This is a genomic window from Agriterribacter sp., from assembly GCF_035444585.1.
In the GTDB taxonomy this organism is placed as follows: domain Bacteria; phylum Bacteroidota; class Bacteroidia; order Chitinophagales; family Chitinophagaceae; genus Agriterribacter.
Window position 1 is genome coordinate 1 of the sequence record NZ_DAOMOZ010000050.1, and the last position, 25,593, is coordinate 25,593.

Annotated in this window: 29 protein-coding genes; 12 read left to right on the top strand and 17 right to left on the bottom strand. The window is 45.5% G+C overall.

Annotated elements, in window-relative coordinates:
- Positions 1-80 precede the first annotated feature (80 nt).
- A complete protein-coding gene (gene ytxJ / locus PLH26_RS07575) occupies positions 81-416 on the bottom strand; it encodes a bacillithiol system redox-active protein YtxJ (protein WP_324585403.1) in 336 nt (111 codons plus the stop codon).
- Positions 417-440: 24 nt separating this feature from the next.
- Positions 441-629 (bottom strand): hypothetical protein, encoded by a 189-nt coding sequence (locus PLH26_RS07580; protein ID WP_324585404.1) that lies wholly within the window; start codon positions 627-629, stop codon positions 441-443.
- Positions 630-845: 216 nt separating this feature from the next.
- Between PLH26_RS07580 and xth the strand changes: the two genes are divergently transcribed.
- The 9 genes from xth to PLH26_RS07625 all read left to right on the top strand — a co-directional run bounded on the left by xth (position 846) and on the right by PLH26_RS07625 (position 9,787).
- Complete coding sequence (gene xth, locus PLH26_RS07585; protein ID WP_324585405.1) at positions 846-1,622, top strand: exodeoxyribonuclease III; 777 nt, start codon at positions 846-848, stop codon at positions 1,620-1,622.
- A 116-nt stretch (positions 1,623-1,738) separates the two neighbouring features.
- Entirely contained in the window at positions 1,739-2,644 is a 906-nt protein-coding gene (locus PLH26_RS07590) for a DUF6528 family protein (protein ID WP_324585406.1), read from the top strand.
- Positions 2,645-2,756: 112 nt separating this feature from the next.
- Complete coding sequence (locus tag PLH26_RS07595) at positions 2,757-3,104, top strand: hypothetical protein (protein ID WP_324585407.1); 348 nt, start codon at positions 2,757-2,759, stop codon at positions 3,102-3,104.
- Positions 3,105-3,125: 21 nt separating this feature from the next.
- The gene (locus PLH26_RS07600; protein ID WP_324585408.1) at positions 3,126-3,464 is read left to right on the top strand and encodes a nucleotidyl transferase AbiEii/AbiGii toxin family protein; all 339 of its coding nucleotides are present in this window, start codon (positions 3,126-3,128) and stop codon (positions 3,462-3,464) included.
- The gene (locus tag PLH26_RS07605) at positions 3,439-5,238 is read left to right on the top strand and encodes an MDR family MFS transporter (protein ID WP_324585409.1); all 1,800 of its coding nucleotides are present in this window, start codon (positions 3,439-3,441) and stop codon (positions 5,236-5,238) included. The genes PLH26_RS07600 and PLH26_RS07605 overlap by 26 nt, the downstream gene beginning before the upstream one ends.
- A gap of 73 nt (positions 5,239-5,311) precedes the next feature.
- Entirely contained in the window at positions 5,312-5,878 is a 567-nt protein-coding gene (locus PLH26_RS07610) for a sulfatase-like hydrolase/transferase (protein ID WP_324585410.1), read from the top strand.
- Positions 5,820-6,695, top strand: coding sequence for a sulfatase-like hydrolase/transferase (locus PLH26_RS07615; protein WP_324585411.1), 876 nt, complete (start codon positions 5,820-5,822; stop codon positions 6,693-6,695). Before PLH26_RS07610 ends, PLH26_RS07615 begins: the two co-directional genes overlap by 59 nt.
- Before the next feature lie 12 nt (positions 6,696-6,707).
- Positions 6,708-8,243 (top strand): sulfatase family protein, encoded by a 1,536-nt coding sequence (locus PLH26_RS07620; RefSeq protein ID WP_324585412.1) that lies wholly within the window; start codon positions 6,708-6,710, stop codon positions 8,241-8,243.
- A gap of 35 nt (positions 8,244-8,278) precedes the next feature.
- A complete protein-coding gene (locus PLH26_RS07625) occupies positions 8,279-9,787 on the top strand; it encodes an alpha-L-fucosidase (RefSeq protein WP_324585413.1) in 1,509 nt (502 codons plus the stop codon).
- A 120-nt stretch (positions 9,788-9,907) separates the two neighbouring features.
- On the opposite strand, the gene PLH26_RS07630 is transcribed toward PLH26_RS07625, so the two are convergent.
- From PLH26_RS07630 to PLH26_RS07660, 7 genes are all read right to left on the bottom strand, one after another.
- Positions 9,908-10,339, bottom strand: coding sequence for a QcrA and Rieske domain-containing protein (locus PLH26_RS07630; protein ID WP_324585414.1), 432 nt, complete (start codon positions 10,337-10,339; stop codon positions 9,908-9,910).
- A gap of 22 nt (positions 10,340-10,361) precedes the next feature.
- Positions 10,362-11,258 carry a DUF5777 family beta-barrel protein gene (locus PLH26_RS07635; RefSeq protein ID WP_324585415.1) on the bottom strand — a complete coding sequence of 299 codons (897 nt, stop codon included), beginning with the start codon at positions 11,256-11,258 and terminating at the stop codon, positions 10,362-10,364.
- Between the two features lie 88 nt (positions 11,259-11,346).
- Positions 11,347-11,892 (bottom strand): YceI family protein, encoded by a 546-nt coding sequence (locus tag PLH26_RS07640; RefSeq protein ID WP_324585416.1) that lies wholly within the window; start codon positions 11,890-11,892, stop codon positions 11,347-11,349.
- Between the two features lie 98 nt (positions 11,893-11,990).
- Positions 11,991-12,359, bottom strand: coding sequence for a c-type cytochrome (locus PLH26_RS07645; protein WP_324585417.1), 369 nt, complete (start codon positions 12,357-12,359; stop codon positions 11,991-11,993).
- Positions 12,360-12,371: 12 nt separating this feature from the next.
- Positions 12,372-12,782: an OB-fold protein gene (locus PLH26_RS07650; RefSeq protein WP_324585418.1), complete on the bottom strand. Its 411-nt coding sequence runs from the start codon at positions 12,780-12,782 to the stop codon at positions 12,372-12,374.
- Between the two features lie 24 nt (positions 12,783-12,806).
- Entirely contained in the window at positions 12,807-14,012 is a 1,206-nt protein-coding gene (locus tag PLH26_RS07655) for an outer membrane beta-barrel protein (RefSeq protein WP_324585419.1), read from the bottom strand.
- Complete coding sequence (locus PLH26_RS07660) at positions 14,000-14,575, bottom strand: RNA polymerase sigma factor (protein WP_324585420.1); 576 nt, start codon at positions 14,573-14,575, stop codon at positions 14,000-14,002. The genes PLH26_RS07655 and PLH26_RS07660 overlap by 13 nt, the downstream gene beginning before the upstream one ends.
- Before the next feature lie 347 nt (positions 14,576-14,922).
- Here PLH26_RS07660 and PLH26_RS07665 point away from each other — a divergent pair, with 347 nt between their 5' ends.
- Complete coding sequence (locus PLH26_RS07665; protein WP_324585421.1) at positions 14,923-15,498, top strand: WD40/YVTN/BNR-like repeat-containing protein; 576 nt, start codon at positions 14,923-14,925, stop codon at positions 15,496-15,498.
- 278 nt (positions 15,499-15,776) lie between these two features.
- Positions 15,777-16,274 (top strand): DinB family protein, encoded by a 498-nt coding sequence (locus PLH26_RS07670; RefSeq protein WP_324585422.1) that lies wholly within the window; start codon positions 15,777-15,779, stop codon positions 16,272-16,274.
- 480 nt (positions 16,275-16,754) lie between these two features.
- Here the strand turns inward: PLH26_RS07670 and PLH26_RS07675 are convergent, their stop codons facing one another.
- Entirely contained in the window at positions 16,755-17,213 is a 459-nt protein-coding gene (locus PLH26_RS07675) for a NanQ anomerase/TabA/YiaL family protein (RefSeq protein WP_324585423.1), read from the bottom strand.
- Positions 17,214-17,892: 679 nt separating this feature from the next.
- Here PLH26_RS07675 and PLH26_RS07680 point away from each other — a divergent pair.
- Positions 17,893-18,783 (top strand): AraC family transcriptional regulator, encoded by an 891-nt coding sequence (locus PLH26_RS07680; protein ID WP_324585424.1) that lies wholly within the window; start codon positions 17,893-17,895, stop codon positions 18,781-18,783.
- A gap of 34 nt (positions 18,784-18,817) precedes the next feature.
- Here PLH26_RS07680 and PLH26_RS07685 read toward each other — a convergent pair whose 3' ends face one another.
- The 7 genes from PLH26_RS07685 to PLH26_RS07715 all read right to left on the bottom strand — a co-directional run.
- The gene (locus PLH26_RS07685) at positions 18,818-19,768 is read right to left on the bottom strand and encodes a 2-hydroxyacid dehydrogenase (protein ID WP_324585425.1); all 951 of its coding nucleotides are present in this window, start codon (positions 19,766-19,768) and stop codon (positions 18,818-18,820) included.
- A gap of 36 nt (positions 19,769-19,804) precedes the next feature.
- A complete protein-coding gene (locus PLH26_RS07690) occupies positions 19,805-20,785 on the bottom strand; it encodes a Gfo/Idh/MocA family protein (RefSeq protein WP_324585426.1) in 981 nt (326 codons plus the stop codon).
- 81 nt (positions 20,786-20,866) lie between these two features.
- On the bottom strand, positions 20,867-21,679 hold the full coding sequence (locus tag PLH26_RS07695) for an SDR family oxidoreductase (RefSeq protein ID WP_324585427.1): 813 nt from the start codon (positions 21,677-21,679) through the stop codon (positions 20,867-20,869).
- Positions 21,680-21,818: 139 nt separating this feature from the next.
- On the bottom strand, positions 21,819-22,625 hold the full coding sequence (locus tag PLH26_RS07700; protein ID WP_324585428.1) for a neutral/alkaline non-lysosomal ceramidase N-terminal domain-containing protein: 807 nt from the start codon (positions 22,623-22,625) through the stop codon (positions 21,819-21,821).
- A gap of 288 nt (positions 22,626-22,913) precedes the next feature.
- On the bottom strand, positions 22,914-24,464 hold the full coding sequence (locus PLH26_RS07705; protein WP_324585429.1) for a glycoside hydrolase family protein: 1,551 nt from the start codon (positions 24,462-24,464) through the stop codon (positions 22,914-22,916).
- 94 nt (positions 24,465-24,558) lie between these two features.
- The gene (locus PLH26_RS07710) at positions 24,559-25,272 is read right to left on the bottom strand and encodes a D-lyxose/D-mannose family sugar isomerase (protein WP_324585430.1); all 714 of its coding nucleotides are present in this window, start codon (positions 25,270-25,272) and stop codon (positions 24,559-24,561) included.
- Between the two features lie 70 nt (positions 25,273-25,342).
- Positions 25,343-25,593 (bottom strand): hypothetical protein (locus PLH26_RS07715; protein ID WP_502876369.1); only part of this gene is annotated, 251 nt, incomplete at its 5' end.

Below are 25,593 nucleotides of genomic sequence, written 5' to 3' on the forward strand. Positions count from 1 at the left end.
TAAAGAGCAATCTTTTCGACTGCTGCTGCTCCGAAACCTTTTTCATATAGACTGACAGCTCATAGCTGATACCTCCTTCATCAGGCACGCATGTTTCGGGCTGCTATTTCTTCCATATAAATAGCACCATGGCTTTGATGATATACGCATTCGCCATTTTGAATGAGCAGTACCTGCGGCGACTCATGCCTCACCCCGAAAATTTGCGCAATTTTATCAGACAGGGAACGGTACGCGATCAGGTCAAGAAAATAAAAATCCATGTCTGCCGGAGCAGTTGCTCTTTCAAGTCTGCTCCTGATAAGTGAGCTTGTTCCGCAACGGGTAGAATGCTTATAAATAAGTTGTGGCCGTTCCTTTGATCTTTCTGTCAGTTCCTCCAGTTGGTTTTCGTTGATAAGCTTGTGCCAGTCCATAATTATTGATTTAAAATTTATCGGCTATCCATTCTTTTTTTGCCCGGGCTTTTTGTTCTTATGCGCCTTTTGATTATGCGTGGTATCATCTCCTTTAAATTCCTGTTCTTCTCCTTCCCTGCTGTCCAGGTCGTCTTTGTTTTCGGGGCGGTTTTTATTGGCATTGAACTGCGTGTTGTGTTTCGCCGTTTGCTGGTCTTTTATCTTTTTCATATAACTGTTTTACCCAGCTATACATAAAATACCGTACCATATTCAGCCCACCGGCTATATCAAAGCGAACAACTGCCCGGTATCATTATATTTTTATATTTGGGGCATTTGTTCCACGGAAGATAGGTAAATAATATGTTTCAACCGGGGTTTATTGAATGATGCGGATCTGACAGATCATTTTTCAATTATCTTTATCCTATACGATAATTTACAATGAAAATTGCCACCTATAATGTTAATGGCGTAAACGGGCATCTTCCCGTTCTGCTTCGCTGGCTGAGTGAAGCAGCGCCGGATGTTGTTTGCCTGCAGGAGCTGAAAGCGCCGGAAGAAAAATTCCCGGAGCAGGCCATACGGGATGCAGGTTATGCTGCGATCTGGCATGGGCAAAAAAGCTGGAACGGTGTTGCCATCCTGTCGCGCAATCACCAGATACAGGAAGTGTGCCGTGCATTGCCGGGCGACCCCGAAGACCTGCACAGCCGCTATATAGAAGCGGTCATCAACGGCATTGCTGTTGGTTGTCTGTACCTGCCCAACGGCAATCCTGCGCCCGGGCCAAAATTCGATTACAAATTGCGCTGGTTTGAACGCTTAACGCTTCATGCTGCCGGACTGCTTGCCTCCGGCAAGCCAACAGTACTAACGGGAGATTATAATGTAATGCCGGCAGAGATTGACGTGTATAAGCCGGAACGCTGGGTAGACGATGCATTGTTCCGGCCGGAAGTCCGTGCGGCTTTTAAAAACCTTGCAGCGCAGGGATGGACAGATGCGATACGCAAGCTTTACCCGGATGAGAAGATCTATACATTCTGGGATTATTTCCGCAATGCATACGGTCGTGATGCAGGCCTGCGTATTGATCATTTCCTGCTCAGCCCCGGCCTCAGCAGCCGGCTTACCGGTGCCGGCGTTGACCGCCATGTGAGGGGCTGGGAAAAAACCAGCGATCATGCCCCTGTGTGGATAACATTATCCGACGACTAATCAGATTAGCATTCACCATTGAACCGCATGTGTACCGGCAAAACCAGCTTGGGCGGGCCAACGCAGCGGTTCCTGCGTAATTTCTTAACGCTTTGCGGTAAAAAAAAACATCTCAGATGAAATATTCAATCAGCATACTCAGCAGCATCTTACTCACAGCATTTTTGCATGCTTCAAATGCCCGGACCCACTGGCAACCCGAAAAAGGGAAAAAGTACATCATACTTTCCGAGCAATCAAAAAGTCGTGTAGCCATAGCCGATATAGCCGCTTCTGCAATCGTATGGGAATGGCGCCCTGCTGTTCAACCCGATATTGAACCGGAGCATGCTAAATGGTTTGAAGCGATGAGTGATGCAAAGCCGCTCGAAAACGGGAAATACATACTGGCCTGTGCTTCCGGCGGGGGGGTGGCGCTGATCCGCGTATCCGATAAAAAAACAATGTTCTATGCCTATGCCGGCGGTAACACGCACTCTGTTGAACAACTGCCCGATGGAAACATTGTAAGCGCTTCCAGTACAGGCAATCTCATGAGTATTTTTGTTACTTCCGGTAAGGATTATCCTGAAAAAACAGTACGTAAGGATTTTTACCTGCGCGACGGGCATAACCTCGTATGGGACAAAAAGAGAAAGCAACTTTATACCGTATCGTGGAACCAGCTAAAAACATACAGGTATAACGCCGATAAAAACAATCCGTTATTGACAGCGGTTGACTCCGTAGCCATGCCCGACAATGGTGCACATGACCTGTACCGGGCACATGATACAGACCTAATGTGGCTCAGTACCCATTCGGCTGTATTTAAAGTAAGCATGCAAAGCAAAAAAGCAGAAAAAGTAAGCACCCGGTTCGGTGAAAACATAAAGAGCGTATCATCCGGACCTGAAGGATACCCCACAATCATCATCCGTCCCAAAGAAAAATGGTGGACAGATGAAGTGCTTGACCTGGCAGGCAACAGCATTTTTAAACAGCAGGGACTGCGGATATATAAAGCAAGGTGGCTGCTGTGAGCAGCATCTATTAACTGGGAGGCATTATCAGAGCATTAATGGCAGCATTTGTGAGAGGCAGGCGAAATTGGAGTATTTCTCTTTGTTCGTTTGTAAGTATTTAAAAAAATCATTGCAAGAGCCGCATTGCTTCTGCACACACGCTGTTTATGCAACCCCGGCCAGGGTGAATTTTATGCCCCTGCCCTATTACAGCTTTGGCATAAAACAGGTGCAGCTTACAAAAAAGCAAACCGTGTTAATGGCATCAAAGGAAAAAGCATTGTGTGATAAAATAATTGCTACGCCCGGTGTATTATTGCGTAGTGTAAAGCAAACACTGGAATTATTGATTGAAGATTTCCGTATTGATGAAAGTGCGCTTCGAAAGTTAGAAACAGCAACCATTAATAGCTGGCTTAAAGATGCGCCAAAAAAAAACAGCCTGGCAACGCTTGTAAAAACATTAAAAAGTGTATGATCAAAGAATGTCTTGAAGAATATGAACCCGGGCACAGAAGAAAAATTATTATTAAAACCATTTTCACTCTACGTTAAATGCTTTACGCTGCCGGATCTCTTTGCCGGCAAAATGCATGCATTCCTTTTTCGCAAATGGAAAGGAAGAGTGAAAGGGAGAGATTGGTTTGATATGGAATGGTATATCAGGAAAGGTGTTCCATTAAATCTTGGTCATTTGTTGATACGTTCTCAGGATAGCGGAGACTGGAAAGAAAAATGGATGACAAAAGAGCAATTCATGACCCTGTTACAAAACAAAATTCAATCGGTTTCTTTTAACAGTATCCGGGGATATGGCGCTGATCCGCGTTTCCGATAAAAACAATCCGTCATTGACAGCGGCTGACCCCATAGCCATGCCCGACAATGGTGCGCACGACCTGTACAGGGCATATGATACAGACCTAATGTGGCTCAGTACCCATTCATTAGCAATATCCGCTAATGCTTGCCCCCTCCTTTTCGCCGCCAAAAGGTTTACTTTTGAGCACCGGCGTGAATGTAAAGACACGTTTGGATCTATCGGAGATACAATGGGGAACAACCAACATCATCTAAAAACTATAACGCCCGGAAATAATACGGAAAACATCCCGGCACCGATGCACCGCGGCTGGATTCTTGCCGCGCTCATGATGACCATGATGCTCGCAGCGATGGACAATACCATTGTTTCTACAGCCATTCCGCAAATCGTAGGCGACCTCGGTGGCTTTTCATTATTCAGTTGGGTATTCTCTATTTACCTGCTTATTCAAACCATTACTATTCCATTATATGGTAAGCTGGCGGATATGTATGGGCGAAAACCTGTTTTAATTACGGGTACTTCCATATTCCTGATCGGCTCAGCTACCTGTGCGCTATCCTGGAACATGTATTCCCTCATTTTCTTCCGCGGAGTGCAGGCGCTTGGCGCCGGCGCCATCATGGCCACCGTAAATACCCTGGCAGGCGATATGTACAGCATACGGGAACGTGCGAAAATTCAGGGCTGGCTTTCCAGCGTATGGGGCGTATCGGCCATTGCCGGGCCGGCGCTGGGAGGCGCTTTCGCGGAATACGTTTCCTGGCACTGGATATTTTTAATCAATTTGCCTGTAGGTGCTATTGCCATTATACTCCTCTACCTTTTCCTGCACGAAAAAAAACCTCATATCCCACACAGGATAAAGCTTGCCGGGGCGGCCCTCATGCTCATCAGCAGCGCGCTGCTGATGTTTGGCATATTACAGGGCGGGCAGGCCTGGCCATGGTTTTCTCTTAACAGCATACTTGTGTTTGCGACAGCCGCTATTTTAATCTTCCTTACCACGCGGGTAGAGCGCCGCAACCCCGAGCCGTTGATGCCCGCATGGATATGGAAGAACCGGGTGCTCATTGGCGCCAACCTTACCATGATTGGTATGGGAATTACCATGATGGCGTCCAGCATGTACCTGCCCGTATATGCGCAATCCGTTACCGGGGTTGGCCCTATAGCCGCAGGCTTCATACTGGCAAGTATGAGCATTACCTGGCCTTTGTCATCCGCACTGTCGGGAAAACTATATCTTACCATAGGTTTCCGCAACACGGCGCTGGCAGGGGCATGTATGGCTATCCTGGGTGCAGGTGTATTTCTTCTTCTTCCTTTTCCCGGTCCGGTATGGATGCTCGTTGGTATGCAATTATTACTGGGAGCCGGTTTTGGGCTTATTTCCACGCCCATGCTCGTAGGCGTACAATCTATTGTAACATGGAACAGACGCGGGGTGGTAACCGGCGCCAATATGTTTTCAAGATATTTCGGACAAACTCTTGGCGCCGCCATTTTTGCAGCCGTTTTTAATTCGGTGCTGCTTTCATCACTACATAAAGCGCCTGCCCTCATTGCGCCAAAGCTGCCCCCTCCCAACCAGGTAATCGAAACACTCCAGTCAAAAAACTCATCGCCTCAAATACAATCGTTCCTGCGGCAAATATTTCATTCTGCTACACATTATGTATATATTGCACTGCTGATCACGGCTGTAATTACCCTGGTCATTATTTTATTTACCCCGGCTAAATTTCCTGTTTTAGGAAATGAGCAAACCCGGGAGGAGGGATGAATAATGGCGGACAAAATATTCCTGATCGCTTGTTTTGTATCTTGCAGTCATCTGTGATCAAAATGAATGTGAAATGATCAAAGCTCCGTTCCTCTTTTTTTGCTGCTTATTGTCTTTTACCTCTTATGCGCAAACCAAACCCAACATCATTTTTATACTGGCCGATGACATGGGCTACGGCGACCCGGGTTGCTATGGTCAAACAAAGATTGAAACCCCTTATATAGATCAACTGGCTGCAGCAGGAATACGGTTCACACAGTTTTATGCAGGCACGTCTGTTTGCGCACCTTCCCGTTCTGCCTTACTCACGGGGCAGCATACCGGCCATACTCCTGTCCGGGGCAATTATGAAATTCAACCCGAAGGACAATTGCCATTGCCTGATACCGCATACACCATAGCCGAAATGCTGAAGAAAGCGGGGTATGCCACCGGCAGTTTCGGCAAATGGGGATTGGGCTACCCCGGTTCGGCAGGCGCTCCCGGTCAACAGGGCTTTGACCGTTTTTTTGGCTATAACTGCCAGCGCCAATCGCACAACTATTTCCCCGATCACCTATGGAACAATAATACACGGATTGATTATCCCAACACACCTGCCAGGCATACAAAAGGAAGCCCTTGCATTTATGGATGAGCACAGCTCGTTGCCCTTTTTTCTGTACCTCTCTTACACTTTGCCCCATGCGGCTTTGCAATTGCCAAAAGACGACAGCACGTTTGAATACTATAAAAGAAAATTCAGTGAAGAAGCTAAACCCGTAAATGCCCCATGGAACGGCAAAGGCTACGAGCCGCAAGCCTACCCGCATGCAGCTTATGCGGCAATGGTAACCAGGCTGGATCATTACGTAGGGCAGGTAATGGAAAAATTAATTGAGCTGGGAATCGAAAAAAATACGCTTATTGTATTTACAAGCGATAACGGTCCCCACCGCGAAGGCGGTAACGACCCGGCATTCTTTAACAGCAGCGGCGGCTTCAGGGGCATAAAAAGAGACCTCTACGAAGGTGGCATACGCACTCCCATGATCGCTTACTGGCCTGCTGTTATCAGAAAAAGTAAAGTGTCGGAGTTCGCCGGGGCCTTTTGGGATTTTATGCCAACCTTTGCCGAAATAGCCGGTGTACCTGTTCCGCCATATACAGATGGCATTTCGCTGTTACCTGAATTTTCATCGGAAGGCAAACAAAAGGAGCATGAATTTTTATACTGGGAATTTCATGAAGGCGGCGGCAGACAGGCGGTTCGCAAGGGCAAATGGAAAGGGGTACGCTTAAACGTTATGAAAGACCCCGGCAGCGCTATACAATTGTATAACCTCAATTCTGATCCGGGTGAAACAAAAGATGTTGCTGCTGAAAATCCTGCCATAATAAAACGCATAAAAAAGATCATGCAAAATGAGCATACAGAGAATATAAATTTTCCTTTCATCAAAAATGAAAAATAAAAAAATATACAGATGAAAAGAATTATACTGATAACGCTCATCCTCTTTACCACCTGTGCTGCGCTCACAGCCCAGTCAAAAGCGAAACGTCCCAATATCGTCATCATTCTTTCTGATGATCATGCTTACCAAACCATCAGTGCTTATGGCAGTAAGCTCATGCAAACTCCAAATATAGACCGCATTGCAAAAGAAGGCGCGCTTTTCAGCAAAGCCTATGTTACCAATTCTATATGCGGACCAAGCAGGGCTGTTTTGCTCACGGGTAAATACAGTCATAAAAACGGGTTTAAGGATAATGAAACCTCCAACTTCAATGCCGCGCAGGATCTCTTTGTAAAACAATTGCAGGCAAACGGGTATCAAACCGCATGGATAGGTAAGTATCATTTGGGAACACAACCCCGGGGCTTCGACTTCTGGCAAATCTTCCCGGGACAGGGCAGCTATTACAACCCCGATATGCTGATGATGGACGGCAGCAGGAAAAGAATAGAAGGATATGCCGCCAATATTGTTGAAGATGTAACCGAGGGCTGGTTAGATCAGCGGGATACCAGCAAACCTTTTTGCCTGGTGATCGGGCATAAATCTACCCACCGTACATGGATACCCGACACAACAGACATGGGCATGTTCGATGATGTTACTTTCCCCCTGCCGGAAAACTTCTATGACACCTACGATAACAGGGCAGCAGCAAAAGTACAGGACATGACCATTGCCAAAACCATGATACCGGGTTACGATCTGAAAATGTTGGCCCCCGATCACAAAGAACCAGCCGTTACCCGTATGAATGCCGCACAACGCGCTAAATTTGATACATATTATCAACCCATTTATACAAATTTTAAATCGCGTAATCTAACGGGTAAAGCGCTCACGGAATGGAAATACCAGCGCTATATGAAAGACTACCTGAGCACGGCAGCTTCCTTAGACAGGAATATAGGACGCACGCTGGATTATCTTGACGAGCACCAGTTGACTGATAATACCATAGTAATGTATTTATCCGACCAGGGGTTTTATATGGGCGAGCACGGCTGGTTTGATAAGCGCTTCATGTATGAAGAATCATTCAGAACGCCCATGATGATGCGCTATCCCGGCGTAATTAAGCCTGGCACAACGCTGAACGAATATGTAATGAACCTCGACATTGCGCCCACCTGCCTCGATGCCGCCGGCGTGGCTATACCGGGAGACATGCAGGGCAGATCTGTATTGCCATTGCTGACCGGTAAAAAGGTAAAAGGCCGCGAAGCGATGTACTATCACTATTATGAAAATGGCGAGCATTCGGTTTCGCCTCATTTTGGTGTACAAACGAAAAAGTATAAGCTGATCCGTTTTTACAAAAGAGTAAATAGCTGGGAGCTCTATGATCTGCAGAAAGATCCCCACGATATGCATAACCTCTATGGCAAAAAAGGATATGAGAAAATTACACGGCAACTGAGATCACAACTCGATGCCCTGATAGCGCAGTATGAAGATGAAGACGCCCAACGGATATTAAGCGCCGAACAGGGAGAGCAATAATTGCATTTAAACAAATATCACTTTAACCCGGTAAAATGAATAGGAACAAACTGATAGCTTTTACGCTCACCCTATTGTGCAATATGGCTTTTGGCCAGGAAGCAAAAGAAAACTATGTGCTGATACATCCCGGAGATACGGAAAAGGACATCATTGCCAAAGCAGCTAATGTAACGCCCTCTCCGCGGCAGTTGCGCTGGCAGCAACTGGAGCTGACAGCCTTTTTTCATTTTGGCATCAATACTTTCAGCGATAAGGAATGGGGTGATGGAAAGGAAGATCCTCAGATCTTTAACCCCACTGCATTAGATGCCAGGCAATGGGTGATCACTGCAAAGAATGCCGGCATAAAACAGGTGATCATTACAGCCAAACACCACGACGGCTTTTGCTTATGGCCTACCAAAACCACCCGCCATTCCGTGGTGTCCAGTCCATGGAAAGACGGCAAGGGCGATGTGGTAAAGGAAGTAGCCGATGCCTGCCGCGCTTATGGCATTGGATTTGGCGTCTATTTATCGCCGTGGGACAGGAATGCTCCCGTGTACGGAACAGATGCGTACAATGACTTTTTCGTTGAGCAGCTCACGGAATTGCTCACCCGCTACGGACGGGTAGACGAAGTATGGTTTGACGGTGCCAACGGCGAGGGGCCCAATGGCAAAAAGCAGGTGTATGATTTTGAAAGATGGTATAAGCTTATACGCGAGCTGCAGCCTGCTGCTACCATCGCCATTATGGGTCCGGATGTAAGATGGGTTGGAACAGAAAGCGGTTATGGCCGTGAAACAGAATGGAGTGTTGTGCCCGCCAATAATTTAGACCGGCATGAAATTGCTTCGGGTTCGCAGCGTGACCTTGCTTTTAAACCCGAAGGGGATATGACCGGCAATGACCTGGGCAGCCGGGAAAAAATTGTAAATGCAAAAGGATTGGTATGGTATCCCGCAGAAACAGATGTATCTATACGGCCGGGATGGTTTTATCATGCCAAAGAAGATGACAAAGTAAAAACACCGGAAAAACTCCTTGACATTTACTACAGCTCGGTAGGAAGGAACGGTGTTCTGCTACTGAATATCCCACCCGATAAAAGAGGGGTGATCCATGAAAATGATATTGCCAGCCTGAAGGCATGGAAGAAAATAATCAGTGCAACTTTTGCAGTGAATCTTGCCCGGGGAGCAAGGCTTAACATTGGAAGCAAAGGAAAGTTCATCCTCGATCATGATTATGATACCTATTGGGCCGCCGGGAAAAAAGATAGTACTGCCGTTATTGAGCTGAGACTGGATGGCAATAAAACATTTGATGTGCTGCTGTTGCAGGAAAATATTGCGACCGGGCAGCGGATTGAGCAATTTGTGCTGGAATACCGGGATGGTGGCAATTGGAAAAAAATTACGGAAGGCACAACGGTAGGGTATAAACGATTGATCCGCTTTGACCCCGTAACGGCCCGCAAGGTACGGCTTCGTATCCTATCGTCAAGACTAAACCCCACGCTTTCGGAATTTGGATTGTATAAGCAGGTGCAATGGTGAAGGAAGGTGTGAGGTATGAGGTCTCAGGTTTCAGGACAAGACAAATACCCCTCATACCTCATACCTCACACCTCACACCTCATACCTCATACCTCATGCCTCATACCTCATACCTTGCCCCTACCTGACCGTGAGCGTATTGTTACTAACCGCAACGGTATACTTTTTCAACGACGATGGAGCGGGTCCCATGGTTACGCCTCCGTTGAGATCGTATTCGCTGCCATGACAGGGGCATTTGAACCCGCCGGCGCCGGCATCGTAATTTACAGTGCATTGCATATGCGTGCAAATAAGGCTCAATGCCACAAAAGAAGCCGGCACATTGCCCGTTGCTGTTCTGATAACAATTACACTGCCACTGGTTTTTGAGCTCCCTACCGAAGCAAGCTCCGAATTAAGATTGGCTGTGATCAAAGCATTTCCTCCACCGCCAGACGGAGGAGGTGTAACATTATTATCTGAAGATTTGGAACAGGCCGCCAATAAACTTCCCGCACATATGGCTACGGTCGCCTGGCCGATGTCATGAAGAAAATCCCTGCGTTCCATATATTTTTTTTAAGATGAAGGATCAGCGTTTTTTAGCAAGATTGAAAGAACGTGAAATATTGAAGCCAAAATAAATATCACCCCTGCCCCAGCTTCCGGTGGTGCGGCCAAGGAATAAAGGCTCTACCATACCCTGCGAATTGGTAACATGCACCTGGAAAACATGTCCCCCTGTTTCAATATCAAAGCCGGCCGAAAATGAGTTATATACTTTGAATGACCTGACCTGGTTACCGGGAAGGTAATTGTACTCAATATTTATACTCGAACGTTTGGTGATCTTCATTCTGCCTCCCACGCCCAGCACAAATACATCGTTTTTATCGGCCGCCGTTGGCACCAGGTTATAATGCAGGTAAGCAGGAGATAACTGTATTGATAAATTCCTGCTGAGCTTTCTTGCTGCCAGCAACTGCAAAGTATAACTGGTGCGGTACCTGGCATTGAGATAAGGCTTATCGCTATACCTCAGTGAAGTATACGCTATACCCCCCAACGCGGTAACCGAAAGCGGTATATGCCCGCCGGGCCCCTCAGATTGACGCAACAACTTACCCTTCAGGTAACCATCATACGTTTTCTGAAAAGTGCTTCGTCCAATGCCCACCGTTAGTTCATCGGTTAGCCCATAGTCGAACCCCATGCGCATAGTGGCATTGTCTAACCCAAAAAATTCATATGCCCCTTCATTTATTTTTCCAAAACGATGCATGATCATGAACAGCAACACTCCTTTGGCCGGTGTTTCCACCGAATGTGTATTGATGATATGCGTGCCCTTAAACGCTCCCGTAACGTGAGCGCCCTGTTTGTTTGCCATCATGGAATCTTCCAGCATATTCAGCAAGCTGGAGTCCTGCGCCGTTGTAACCCCGGCAGCACAGGTGCACAAAAAGAAAAACAATACATAATGTCTCATCCTGTTATATTTAGCATTTTAGATGGTGGCAAAACGCAACAGCGCATTCCTGTAGCTGTGAAATATTTTATATAAGGTTTCATAAGGTTTATTTTACAGGTTTGCAGTCAATTTTTACCTGCACATCAATTTGTTTGGCGATCTTATCTCTTACAATGCCCGGGATTGTGATATTAAAGTCCTGCGGCAAAAGATTAAAACGTGCCGTTCCCGTTAAACCATCACCGGTGATTTCAATAGTGGCGGGGGTATTAATGGATTTATCCACACCATGTAAAGTAATTACACCCTGCGCCTGCACATTGTATATCCCTGGTTTTTGCGGATCAACATCTCCGGTAAATGTTCCCTTAAAAGTAGATTTGGGATACCTGTCGCTTTCTACATAATTTTCATTAAAATGTTCCTGCATCAGTTCCTTCCTGAACAGAAAACTTTTCATGAGCATAGAAAAGGCGATTGTTTTTTTGGAAAGATCAAGGGCGGCATATACCTGGTTATTTTCCGCCTTGATATCTTCCATTGGTGTTTTGGAAAAAAAATTGATCACACCTGTTCTGGTAATAAACACCTGTGCTGATGCCATAGAAATCGTAAGTCCGCAGAATGCAATAAGTAGTACAGATTTCTTCACGATCTAATTTTTTTAGTAAGAATGTGACTGACGGATTAGCTGATTGGTTCCTTTCATTAAGGTTGGCAACCCTGCAACCTGAAACTTGCAACCCGCTTCTAATCCTGCTTCGCTCCTGCCGCTATCCACGCCTTTATTTTACTGATCTCACAATCAGATAGCTTGCCTCCATTGTCGGGCATGGGAGGATAGCCGCCGGCATGGGTAATTACACCCACCAGATTGCCATTATCGGCCTGGGTTTTCAGATTGGCATATCCATCTAAGCTGACATCCCCGTTTACGATACCGTTGGCATGACAGGAATAACAATTGGCTGTGATAATGGGTAAAATATCTGCACCGTATTTTATGCCGCTGGTATCGCATTCCCGCACTGTCAGCATGTCTTCGGACGCTTTGGAACAACCACCCGAAGCTGAAATAAAAAGAATCAGAGCCCATATATATAGAAGACTACGGATCATGCGCTTAAGGTTTTATAAAATGATGATGCAATCGGTTAAGTTAACATCCATGTTAAAGCCTGTACATTTCCCTTTCACTACTATCTCCATCCCTTTTTTTACATGATTCGATCCTAATGCTGATGCCGGCGAAAAAAAACAGCTTATGCCGGCTCCCCCGGGCTGCACACCCAGCATTAACACCGCATCATTGCCATTACGGATAATACCATCCACTGTTCCTTTAACTTCAATTACTTTGTTCAAAAACTTTTTATTCGCCGCAGTTTCATCGGCATTGTAATCTTCATACAAAAGCGCGGCGCTTACAGACAGTTCTGTGTCTTTACCGGCTACGCCTTCCCTCGGCTTATTGTACCAGTACCAGGCAACTACCAGGCACACAGCAGCCAGTGCCAAAAAAGGAATTATTTTTTTGCGCATGCGTTTTAATGCTATTGTTATGGGTTAATGGAATTTTTTGCCGATCCCTATGAATATACCACCGCTGCTTAGCGAAAGATGGCCCTTGCCCATACCCGAAACAGGCAACCTGAAATAAGGTTCTATACGAAACCGGAGGGATCTCCCGATCTTCCGTTCATAGCCTGCACCCAGGTTTATGGCTGCCATCCAGACTTGTGAATTTTCTTTGTACGCATATCCTTTTGTATGTACATCTCCATAATATTCATACGTGTAATCGTAATATTCCTTGTTCATCAAATAAGAGGACATGCCGCCTGTAATGAACCAGTCGCTCTTTTTACCGGCGTTGAAATTATAACGGACATTCACCGGTATGGTGATCATACGGCAGTTCCCGTTAACAGAATAAATTTCTGCGTTGTTCCAGTACTGGCCCAGTTTAGACTTATCAAAATATTCACCTTTGGTATAGTATAGTTTCTTTTCCCACAATGCCCCGGCTTCCACAGCCCACCGTTTGCTGAGCCGGTAGCCAAACAATAACCCGGCGCTATACCCTAAGCTTGATATTTTTTGAAACTTAACCGTACTTATATCGGGAGATGCCAGCCCCTGCACATAGAAATACCGGTTTTTGGTTAATGGTGGAACCGGTTTGGCTTGCTCACGGGACAGAGCCTGAACCGTAGGGTTATGCGTTATATATTGCTCTGCTGTCGGCCCCGGCAGTACCGGGCTCCTCATGCCAACTTTTTGCAGGAGCAAAGCAGGTGCATACGACAAACCCCTTGATGACTCTCCTGCTTTGTCCTGCATATTTCCCAACTTATCCTGGTAACCGGTTTTGTTTACATCTCTTATCAAAGAACTGCTGTTTGCCTGGTCAATGGCAGAACTGCTGCCCGACTTTTTTTCACTGGTAATATCAATACCATGTCCCGCACCGGAAGGCTGCATTTCAATGGCACCGGGCTGCCGGTAAGTAATTTCACCTGCATTGTTTGCCGGGCGTTTATTAAAGTTCTTTTCCCAGGTATTATGCGCCATCCAGCCGGCAGGGAACAGGAGGAACCACCAGAAAATAAACCGGCGTTTTTTCTTTTTGCCTCCTTCCGGTAAGTTTTGACCAGCGCGTAAAGTGGCATGCACCCTTTCCCAGTCAGACACCTTTTGGGTATCCACTTCATAGTTTTCCGCAGCTTTACGGAAAAGATCCTCCATATCGTCGTTCTTCAGGTAAAACATAACACATTATCCTTATTATCTTTTACAAGGTATTTTTGCAGAAATGCCCTGGCTCTCGCAAGGTTCGATTTTGACGTACCCACAGATATGCCCAGCATCTTCCCGATTTCCTGGTGCGAATAACCGTCAATTACATACAAATTGAACACGGCCCTGTACGAAGGGCTCAGCTTTCGGATCAGCTCTATGATTTCTTTATACAGCAACTGTTCATCCGATCTTACTTCCGCTTCATGATTGTTCCACGAATCTTCCGCTATGGACTGATATCTTTTCTGTGCCTGGCTTACACGTATGTAGTCTATAGCCGTATTAATTACTATCCTGCGCATCCACGCCAGCAATAAGCTCTCCACATTGGCCGCATGCCGGTATTCAAATTTGCCAAAAGCCCGGAATATTTTTACAAAAGCATCATTCGTAACTTCTGCCGCGGCTTCATAGGAACTCAGGTACCGGTACACTGTTTTCAATGCAAATCCCAGGTATTTTTCGTAAAAAACCTTCTGACATTTCGCATCATTGGCAACACAGCCCTTTATCAGATGTAACAATTGTTCCAAACCGCTGGTAAACTTTATTGCTATTAATTACGGGGTTTGCTGAGTAAAGGTTGCGCAGCAACCCCGAATTTTTATCCTTCTAAAAAAATCATAAGGTAAGATATATCAGGGGTATGCGGCCGGTTCGCAAACACGGCGAAGGAAGAAATCAGTAATTCCCCTATAAAACGGTCACAACTTCAGAAGTTCGGGTTTTTCTTTAGTCCGGCTGGCCTATCTACGGGTAGCGGCAACTTCTGCTTCCAGTTCTTTTGCAAAAGCTTCGCTAAAAATGGTATCGGTCATAGTATTTATTTATATGAAAAGAATATTGACCCCAAATTTGCTGCCAAACTCAAGATATCATTGTGGCTTTCGTACATAAACCAGTGCATGCATTTCCATCCCTTACAAATAAAATAGCGGGCTACCTGCTTTTATTATTTATTCAAACAGGCTGTAATAACATGCCGGAAGGGGCCTTAATAAATAACCTGCAAAAAGAAAATGAGTTTATTGTTCCCGAAACAAATACACCAACAACAATTGGAGTATTGTATCGCTCCTCAAACAACGGAAAAACCTGGTCTCCTTTTTCCAATGGTATTCCGGAGGATGCTACCGTAAGCGGATTCTCCGCAAAGGCTGGGCAGTTTATATATGCAATGACATTGGGGGAAGGTTTATTAAAAACCAATAATGATGGACTGAACTGGCAAGATGCCAATACCGGGTTCGGCCCGGTAAACCTTTACACTTTTGAAGTTAAGAACAGGGACCGGGATTTGTTTGCAGCGCAATGGCAGGGCATTTATCATTCGGCTAACCAGGGACGTTACTGGGCTAAAATTAATACCGGCACCAATGGGTTGCCCGATTCAACCGCATTTACCACGCTGGAAGTAACTGGCTTTGGCATATTGGCCGGAACCGGTCTCAAATAAAATGTCAACCGCTGCTTGCCTTCACAAGATCATTTAATTCCCTAAACACTTTGGGAGCCTTTATACGGACCTGAAAACAGCATATCGGGACCGCTGCATGTTTTGATTGAAGTATTGTCGCATGCAACCCCTTAAATTGCCGTAAATGCACCTCCTATACACCAATTAAAGATTTTAGGTTTGTTGTAGGATTAAGGATAATTAACTGCCAGTTAAAAAACAATAAATCCCTGAAATCATTTTGGAAATAATAAATCAACAGTAAAACCAAAATCAATATGGAAACAAAAACAGTCAGTAACCGGATGTTTTCTATCGTTGTGCTCTATGATATGCAAACAAAATTTTTTGCGAATGCTATCGAAGGACTTTCTGACGAAGACAGGCATAAGCGGCTCAATACAAAAGCCAATCATATTGCCTGGCTTACGGGAAGCCTGGTGGAACAACGCTGCGAAATAGCGAACCTGCTCGGATCAGATCTTAAGCAATCGGCGCATGAGCTTTTTAAAGACAACAAAGGGATACAGGACGATATTACTTATCCTTCACTGGCTGTATTTAAAAAAGACTGGGAAAGCATTACGCCTGTTTTAAGGGAAGCATTGATTAACGCTGATGATAAAAAGCTTAATGAATCCTTTGAGATGATGCCGGGCATGAGCATGACCTATTATGATCTCATCACGTTCTGCACGTATCGCGAAGCAAACTGTATCGGACAAATTGCTTTATGGCGAAGGCTTTTGGGGTATCCGGGAATGAAGTATAATTAAACCACGTAAAACCCGAACCATGTCAACCAAAATATTTGTGAATTTACCTAAAGGATCTCAACAGGTTCATAAACTTCTTTACCCGGCCGGAGTTCAGCTTTAATACGCATTTCATCAACAACCGGGGGGCATGTAAGTGAAATACCGGAGGATTGTTTTCAGCAAAACCGGTTTTCCGTTAGCACAGAAGCGTTATCTGCGCAATACCGGGTTTCGGCGTGTACGCTGCAGCGTTACTTCGACCGGTGTACCGGCATCAGCAGCAAGCAGGCTCTACAGGTGATGCGGATCAGGAAGGCCACAGCCCAGCTTGCCAACGCTCCCGGGGGTTTTAATTTTTTGCTGTATGGCTACTACGGCTACAGTCATTTCTTTAAACATCTTAAGCATTTTTTGCAGCAAAGCACTTTAAAAAACATAAAGCCACACCTGCAAAGCTGAATTACAAATGAGCCGGTTCGCTGCTGGTATGCACCAGCGCTATACCGTATATTTCACTTTGATGATCATTTTTTTAATTTTCCCTTCCCCGATCATTGGTGCGTGAACATCATGAGGGAAAAAAATAACAAACTGGTCATTGGTTAATTCAAAATACATATCCGGCGCATCATTAAAAAAAATAACGTCTTTGCTTTCATCGTATGCTGCTTTTTGCTGTGTGCATTTCCGGCGGGGTTTCCAGCCAATCCGCTCCTGCCCGCTTATACAAAGTTGTATGTCTATATATTTATCATGACATTCAAACCTTGAAATTCCTTCTTCCAGGCTCCTGCCGGGCTGGTTGGAAACTATTGCTTTTATTTCATCGCCCTGCAATTCGTAATTCCCTTCTTCAATGCTGTTAATATTTACACTTTTGATGTATTCAAATACACGCTCAAACAGCGGATGAACACAGAGATACTTCCCAGCGTTTGATAAAGCATCAATAATCATATTTTTCAGTTTTTAATCCGTGACAAACAAATGACACCGTTTAAGTGACATATTTCAATTTCTCAGTTCATATTCCAAACCGGGCTTCGGTCATTGGAACTTTATCCATAACGGAAACACGCATGGTAGTAATGGTAATGCGATCGGGATAATTTAAAACCGAAACAAAGAAAAGAAGCGCTACAATAACCCACGCACGCGATGGTAACCTTTGTCTATCGCTTATTGAGTTGGTGCTAAAGATATTCATTTAAAGAATGAACGGACTGTGTTCAAAACAGTTAGACACCTAAAAAGAACAGGTTAAAATTAAGTTCCCGGGATGCGTTGTACTAATACAAACACAGCAATAGTTAATGTTATTTTGTCGTCAGGTATACAGCAGTTCCCAAAAGCCCGGATTGAACGGTTAAAATCTCAATATGCTCTTTATTGTATGCAGATCCGGATCATTTTGTTGATGAATCATCGGGACGTTGTATTCAAAAATATTGCTATTCACCATTTATTCCCCGACAACACGCTCAGCCCTTCCTGTATACCCTTTCCTCCTCTGTATTGGTGAACAACCTCAATCCGATCCAAACGCGTTTGCTTTAGGTTAGAATCGCTTTTTTTATATTATATTTCATCAGATAATAATGATTTTAAGTATATTGTATAAAACAAAAGAAGTGAAGTGAAGCCTATTCTTTTAAGACATGTGGAAACAACCACATCAGAATCATTTAAGGTGTGGAAAAACGCAAATCCGTACATTCACAATCCGTGGCATTATCATCCCGAGTGTGAAATTACATTGATTGATGAGGGGGTAGGCGTGCTGTTTGTGGGAGACTGTATTTCGCATTACAGAAAAAATGACCTTATTCTTATTGGCCCTAACCTGCCCCACGAGTTCCGGGCCAGCCAGTATCATTCACCCGATTTTAACACCCAAAGCACGGCGATCCATTTTAAATGGAATTTTCCGGGGGCAGAATTTTACAGGATACCCGAAGCAAAAATCATTTTTGATTTACTGAACAAAGCCAAGAGAGGTATCAAAATAAATGATGCTTTCGCCCAGGATATTGTCAAGTTGAAGATTGCAGACATTTTTAAGGAGAAAGGAATCAACAGGATCAGTATTTTATTTTCCATCCTGCAGACGATTGCGGATTCTTCCAATCACGAATATTTATCCAGCCAGGTTTTTATTGATTCTATCCAGGAAAATGCAGATAACAAAATGTATTGGGCTTATAAGTTCATTATGGACAACTTCAGGGAAGAAATAAATCAGAAGCAACTGGCGAAGGAATTAAATATGACCACTTCTTCTTTCAGCAGGTTCTTTAAGAAACGGACCCATAAATCTTTTGTTGATTATGTAAATGAAATCAGGATCGGATATGCCTGTAAGCTCTTATTGCTTGGCGATCAGAATATTTCCGGCGCCGCTTATGAAAGCGGGTTTGGGAACATTTCCAACTTTAATAAGCAGTTCCTGAAAGTAAAAGGCTTTACTCCCAGCCAATATCTTAAAACCTTTATTAACAACAAAACTGAAGAGGAAGACAGGCATTAGGTACAAAGGCAGAAAAACAGATACTTCTTTATCTTCATCTCACTTCATTTAGTGCGTTCACGGGTCTTTCACCTGCCAGGGCTGCCCGTACATTTTGAACAGCTCTTTTCACACAGGCTTCTCTCGCAGATCGGGTTCCACCGGCAATGTGCGGAGTGAGCAATACATTTTTCATCTCCAGCAATTCCACGGGCACATCCGGTTCATCACGGAATACATCCAGCACGGCTCCACCTACAAGGCCCGAACGAAGCGCCTGCACCAATGCATCCTGGTCTATTATTACACCCCTGGAAGTATTTACTATAATAACACCTGGTTTCACTTTACCGATGGTCTTCCTATCCAGCAGGTTAACAGTTTCAGCAGTAAGCGGAACATGAATGGAAATCACATCAGACATCCTGACGAGTTCATCAAAAGGTGTCCAGCCCGCTTCTGCTGCGGGCTCCCGTGTATTATAGATAACCTCTGCTCCCAGGCTTACCAGCATTGCCCTGAGCGCTTTTCCTATTGAACCCAGCCCGATGATCCCTACCGTTTTTTCCTTTAAGCTAAACCCGTCCCACCGGCCAGGCTCAAATGCCTGCCATTTGCCTTTTCTTACAAAATCATCTGCCTCCGGCAGCCTACGTAAAACAGCCAGTATGCCGGTGAGCGCATATTCGGCAACGGGGTAATTAAAAAAGCCCGGGGCATTGCTGGCCCATATGCCGTTTGCAGTAAGAAGCGACAGGTCCAGGTTGTCAAACCCGATAGAACAATTGGCAATGATCCTGAGCTTAGACGCGCTACTGATGAAGGCTTCATCTGCCTTTACTTCCGCAAAATTGATCAGCGCATTATACTCCCCGATCATTGCCAGCAAACGGGTACGGGGCATCAGGTACTCCTCCCCTTCCCAGATGTTTACCCGGGCCAGGCCGTCTAATTCAGCGGCCCATTCACGCGGGACTTTACCGGTAATCAATACAGACAAAGACATGGTATAAAATTATTATGATGTTGCATATTTAAAATATTATCTGGCAACCCTGATCGCCTGCACTGCTATTTCCAAAGCCTGCAAACCGTCTGCACCCGAAACAAAGGGCGGCAATCCATCCGACCGCCGGGTGAAAACCGACTCATGCTCTTTGCGGAACAGGTCATCCCAGCGTTCTGTTACCGGGAGCACATTTTTGTTGGTCCATTCATGTGCACGCTGAAAGGTAAAATGGCGTATCTCTCCCGTCATAAAATCATAGCAAAGTGTACCCCTGTCTCCATACACTTCAAAGACCCTTCTCTGCGGGAACTGGATATAATCCATATGCACCTGTACCAATGCACCGGAACTGAATTTTAAATTGATCTGAAAGATATTGGGATGTGGCTTAAGCTCCAGATCTCCCATTCGCGCCTGCATCGCCATTACATCTTCCACTTTCCCAAAAAACCAACTGATGAAATCAAGCTCATGCGTATAATCTACCACAAGACTATTGGGATGATCAATGCGGTCTGAACCTTTCGCATTCAGCAAGGTAACATAGGTACCGATCATCGCACGCCCCCCCACAAGATTTCCGATCTCTCCTTTATCAATGATCTCTTTCAGCGTGATCAACCCTTCGTCGTAACGAAGCATATAACCCACCTGCAGGAACCGGCTGGAGGCTTCGGCAGCCTTTACCAGTTCCCTGGCTTTTTCCAATGAATCCGAAACAGGTTTTTCAACCAGCACATCCGTACCGTTCCGAATAGCCTCTAACGCCATGGGTACATGCAAATGATTGGGAACACAAATAAAAACGATGTCGGGATGTGATTCCAATGCAGCAGCATACGAAGCATACACGGCAGATGGCGGCTTTACCAGGGCGCCCGACGCCTGCCGGCGAAGTTCTTCACTGATATCACAGAGAAGCACATCCACATCACTGCGCTCTGAAAGCAACCTGGCGTGTCGCTGACCGATTGAACCTAAGCCCAAAACCAGGACTTTTGTATGGCTATTCATATTGATAATGATAATATTGTCTTTTGACAGATTGCAATGTTTAATATTTCTTTAATGATCTCCCGAACGCTGTGTGAGTCGTCATTGCCATATGCTAAATCCTCCATCAACTACTAAATTATGCCCGGTAACATAAGATGATGCATCGCTCGCCAAAAACAAAGCAGCACCTTTTAAGTCTACTCCATCCCGGCCCATACGACCCAGCGGAACTTTATCCGAATACCTTTCAATAAAAGATGCGGGCTGATTTCTCCTGAAGCCTCCAGGAGAAATGGTGTTTACCCTGATACCATACGGCCCGAGGTATGCAGCCAGGTCTCTCGAAAATCCGATCACAGCCGATTTTGCAGAAGCATAGCTTACCGACTGGGGGTTCATTCCTTCAGGATAAACCCTGCGGTCGCGTCCGACAACACCTGCAATACTGGCAATATTGATGATAACGCCCGACCCTTGCTTTTTCATGAGTGCCACAGCATGCTTGCAAAGCAAAAAGGCAGTATGCACATTGAGCTGGTGCATTCCTTCCCAGGCCTCCAGGCGGCTCTCTTCAAATTTAGCAGAAGCCTGCTGCAGAGCGCCTCCGCCTACGCAATTCACCAAGATATCAATACGTCTGAAATTTTCAATGATCGTTTTGAAAACCTGGTCTACTTCATTTTCATCAGCCGCATTGAGCGGCAGCCCCAGGATATTTTTACCCGTAGCTTTACTTATTTCCCCTGCTGTTGCAGCGGCTAAAGATGCATTGCGCGAAGTGATCACGCCTGCTGCGCCCGCTTCTGCCAGTGCAACAGCCATATCTTTTCCAAGATCACGTCCTCCGCCGGCAACCAGGAATACTTTACCCTTGATATCAAAAAGCTCATGAACCGTTGGATTTTTTTGCATACATGATTTTTTTAGATAAGAACCATATAAAAAATACTTTTACAAAGCGTTTGCCCACGTTTCAAAATGCAGATAGCGTGTACTCTTAACAGAGCTGTTAGCTCCTCTTTCTCACTTTTTACGCCTGATTTCTCTTCTTTTAATATCTATTATCCAGATATTCACTTACATCCCGCTCCATATTCTCAGCTGTATCAGGAGTAAATGGTGAAACTCCTGCTTCATATCCCCCAAATGCAAATTCCTGCCGGGTAGGCAGGTATCCCAGGGTTCCGTTTGTAACCCCATAATAGAAAGTAAAAGGAAAGGGAGATCTTTGCCGGACAGTATTCGACACTTCGCAAAATAGTTCACAGGGAGCGCTCCAGACAGCAATTTCATCATTGATAAACAGAAAACTCAGGGGTATCCTGATCATTGCAGCTCCGGAAGACGAAATGCTCTGATAATCCGCTCTTTTCGCTTCTTCAACCGCCTGGAGCAGCTTTTCTTCTATAAGATTAACGTATTCCTGATCATACGGCGCTTCGGCATCGTAACCCAGCATTACGGAAAAAACGCCGGCCGGGCCAACTACCGGAGCCGAATGGGTATGGGTAAACGACCACCAGAAACACTCACGATCTATGCCATACTTTGTTTTCAGTCTGGCCAGGACCCTTTCATAAATTGAAGGATCAACCGAACAGATATCAGAAGAGACAAGGAAAAAACGCCTTTCTCCATCGTCTATCACTACAACCCGGTGATAAATACTGTCGCGTACTTCTTCGGACATTCTGGGGCCATAACCCAGCAATGGCAGTGACCTGTTTGGTGTGATATTTACCTTAGCGATGCCTGCCCGGAATCTTTTGAGGAGTTCCCTGTCTTCCGAATAGTTTGCAGCTACAGAGCATACGATCAGAACACAACATATCTCAATATAAATGATTTTCAAACGCATAGCTAAGTTTAAGTTTTGAACATCCTGTTTTGAAAACAACAGGAATTCGCTCAGGGCGGGCAGACAGGAGCTTTCAGCAGTCAGCGATCAGCGGTCAGCTATTAGCTATCTGTGTCATGCTATCAGTTTGTGCTTTTCACCCTCTACCTTCCACCTTTCACCCTCTACCTTTCACCTTTCACCCTCCACCTTTCACCCTCCACCTTCTGCCTTTCACCCTCCACCTTTCACCCTCCACCTTCTGCCTTTCACCTTTCACCTTCTGCCCTCTACCTTCCACCTTCTCTTTCACCCTCCACGAAAATAAAACGAATACAGATCACCATCCTTTATCTCGTACAGCAGCCGCACTTCTTTTCCCTGCAGCGCGCTCACATCACTGCCGTTGTTCCAGGTAACCGTACGGTCAACCGTATCGCCAAAAACCGGTGGACAGTCATCCATAGAAAATCCCGGAAAAGCTTTGCCCGCTGTATCCTGTATCTCTACGCGTATGCTGCCGAGTGCGGAGGTAGAGAAATTGAGAGACAGTTTCTTTCCTTTAAACACAAAAGGTTTGGTGAGCAGGCGGCCACCGCTCATCGGAGCATTGATCGAAACAAAACCATCGAGACGTATAGTGTAGCGGCGCAATGTGCTGCTTTCTCCCGTCCACAGGCTTTCGCTGGCATACAACGATATTTCATTGGGCGCCCCTTCCAGTCCGGACGGGGTTTCCAGGAAACTCCATCCGATATACTGGTGCCCGTAGTTCCAGGCGCCGTTGCGTTCAATACCGGGGCGGAGAAAGGCTTCATTCCAGCGTTTAAATGTTACCCCGTCGTGACTGGCGATCAGCAGGCTTTCGGTAATTGCCGTTCCATACCTCGGGTTGGTAATGCTCCTGCCCTCCCGCTCTTTCAATTCGGGCAGGGCTTTCATGGAAGCCGACCATTTGCGGTCTAAATACCTGGCGGGAAAGCCTATATAGATCTGCGGCGCACGGTAATAGGGAATGATACCATTGGTATACATCGGTTCGGAAAGCGTATCTGTATATTGGATATCCTTCCGGTTATCCCAATGGATAAAATCTTTTGAAGTGCCTGTTCTTATGGCTCTCAGGGAATCCCTGCCGAAAAACCGCCAATAGGCGCGGTATTCATTTTTTGCACTGTCCCAGAAAGCCGTATTCTGGCTGTCATAGGATCCCTCATATTGGGTTAAAACCGGTGTAGATCCATTTGCCGGGGTCCAGTGTATCCCGTCGGGAGAGTGAAATACCAAAAGGCTCCAATCCGGCTTTTGCTTTCTGAGGTCAACAAATGCCTTATAAAGTGCATCAGGTGAAACACCGGGATTGTGATCCTTAAAGACGGTCATATTATCCGCAAAAGTAAATTTGAAATCTCCGAATTGCCTGCTGGCAAGAATGATATTGTTGTTTTTAGACCCGTTAAATTCAAACAAGCCGAGATCGGGCTTTACCCAGTGTATACCGTCTTTGCTTTCTGCATAGCACCATACCATATCATGGGTGAGCTCTCCTTTCGTTCCCCTGTGCCAGCCGCGGTAATACATACGGAATATATCACCGTCTTTAAAAATACTGTTGTAATTGCTGTAGCTGCCCTCCCACGGCGCATCGGTTTCAAACACTACTTCTTTTATCTGTGGTTGATGCAACCGGTATCCAGCTCCTTCGCTTAATGTTTCAACGATATAATCATCCACGAACAACTGCCTTTCACTGTAAATACGAACAGCCTCTTCCTGTATTTTTTTTTGTGGGGAAGGAAGCTGGCAGCCCATGCACAATATGCATATCCATATCGGCAAAAGGTTGTTGTTTCTTTTCATGGCAAATGATTTAACAGCCTGTTTAAATGATCGTTTAACCGGTAATGGTTTTGTACAGAATGATGTTGTATCAGAGCCAGGGTGAAAGGTCACTTTATGAAGCTGCAGGATATTCATGACAAAGCAGGAATTTAGATGCTTCATCTTCGTCAACAACAGGGAACCGTACTGCATTTTTTTCAATGAAGACATTATCCTCCCAGTCATCGCACACACTGGAGATCTCAGAGCTCAGGGTAAATCCTACTCCCTCCATTTTAACCCCTGTACCTTCTTCTCCCCAAAACTGGTGGATAGTTCCGGGCGGAATGTTAACACTCTCGCCCGGACAAAGCCTTACAATATCCCCGGGGCACAAATGTACTGTACGCCCGTCCTTCTGAACGGTAAATGACTCATTGGAAGGATTCCCCGAGGGGTCTGCTTTGGTAAGCTGCACCAGTATATTACCTCCACGCCGGCAAATGATATCTTCTCTTTTTGAGCGGTGGAAATGGGCAGGAGCCCGCTGGTGCTCCGGATCAATAAGCAGCTTCTCGGCATATTCTTTCGGGTAGGCTTTATTGTTAGGTTTTCCATTTCTCAGTGTGAACAGGATCCGCCCGATGTTCTTAAAATCCATACTGCCAAAATCAGTCACGTCCCATCCCAGCATACAGGCGCGTATTTCATCAAACTCATTTCCTGCCTTCGCCCATTGCTCCGGTGTCCAGTATGCAAAAAAGGGCAAGTGAACCCCGAAATGTTCGATCACTTTTTGTGCGAGCACAATGCTGTTGTTAATATCTGATCTTCTGAGTTGTTGCATAATGTTTTTACCTGTAGTATTTTAAATAAGTGTACTTTATACTTCCAAAACAATATTATCCGCAGCCGGCTTACTTCCTCCAGTCGTACCCATACAAAAAGGCCTGCTTCAATACAAGCCTGATACGTACCTTGTCAACAGGCGCTTCCTTTCCTCCTTTCCACTGCACAGCAACCTGCCGGTGATCACCGGTAACCGGCAGGCATTCTGCTGCCGAAAAGCCCGGAATGACCTTTCCGTCTTCATCGGTAAGCTCTGCGCGGAATTCACCTCCTTCCCGCACCAGCACATTGACCATCAGGTGTCCTTTCCCGGAACTTT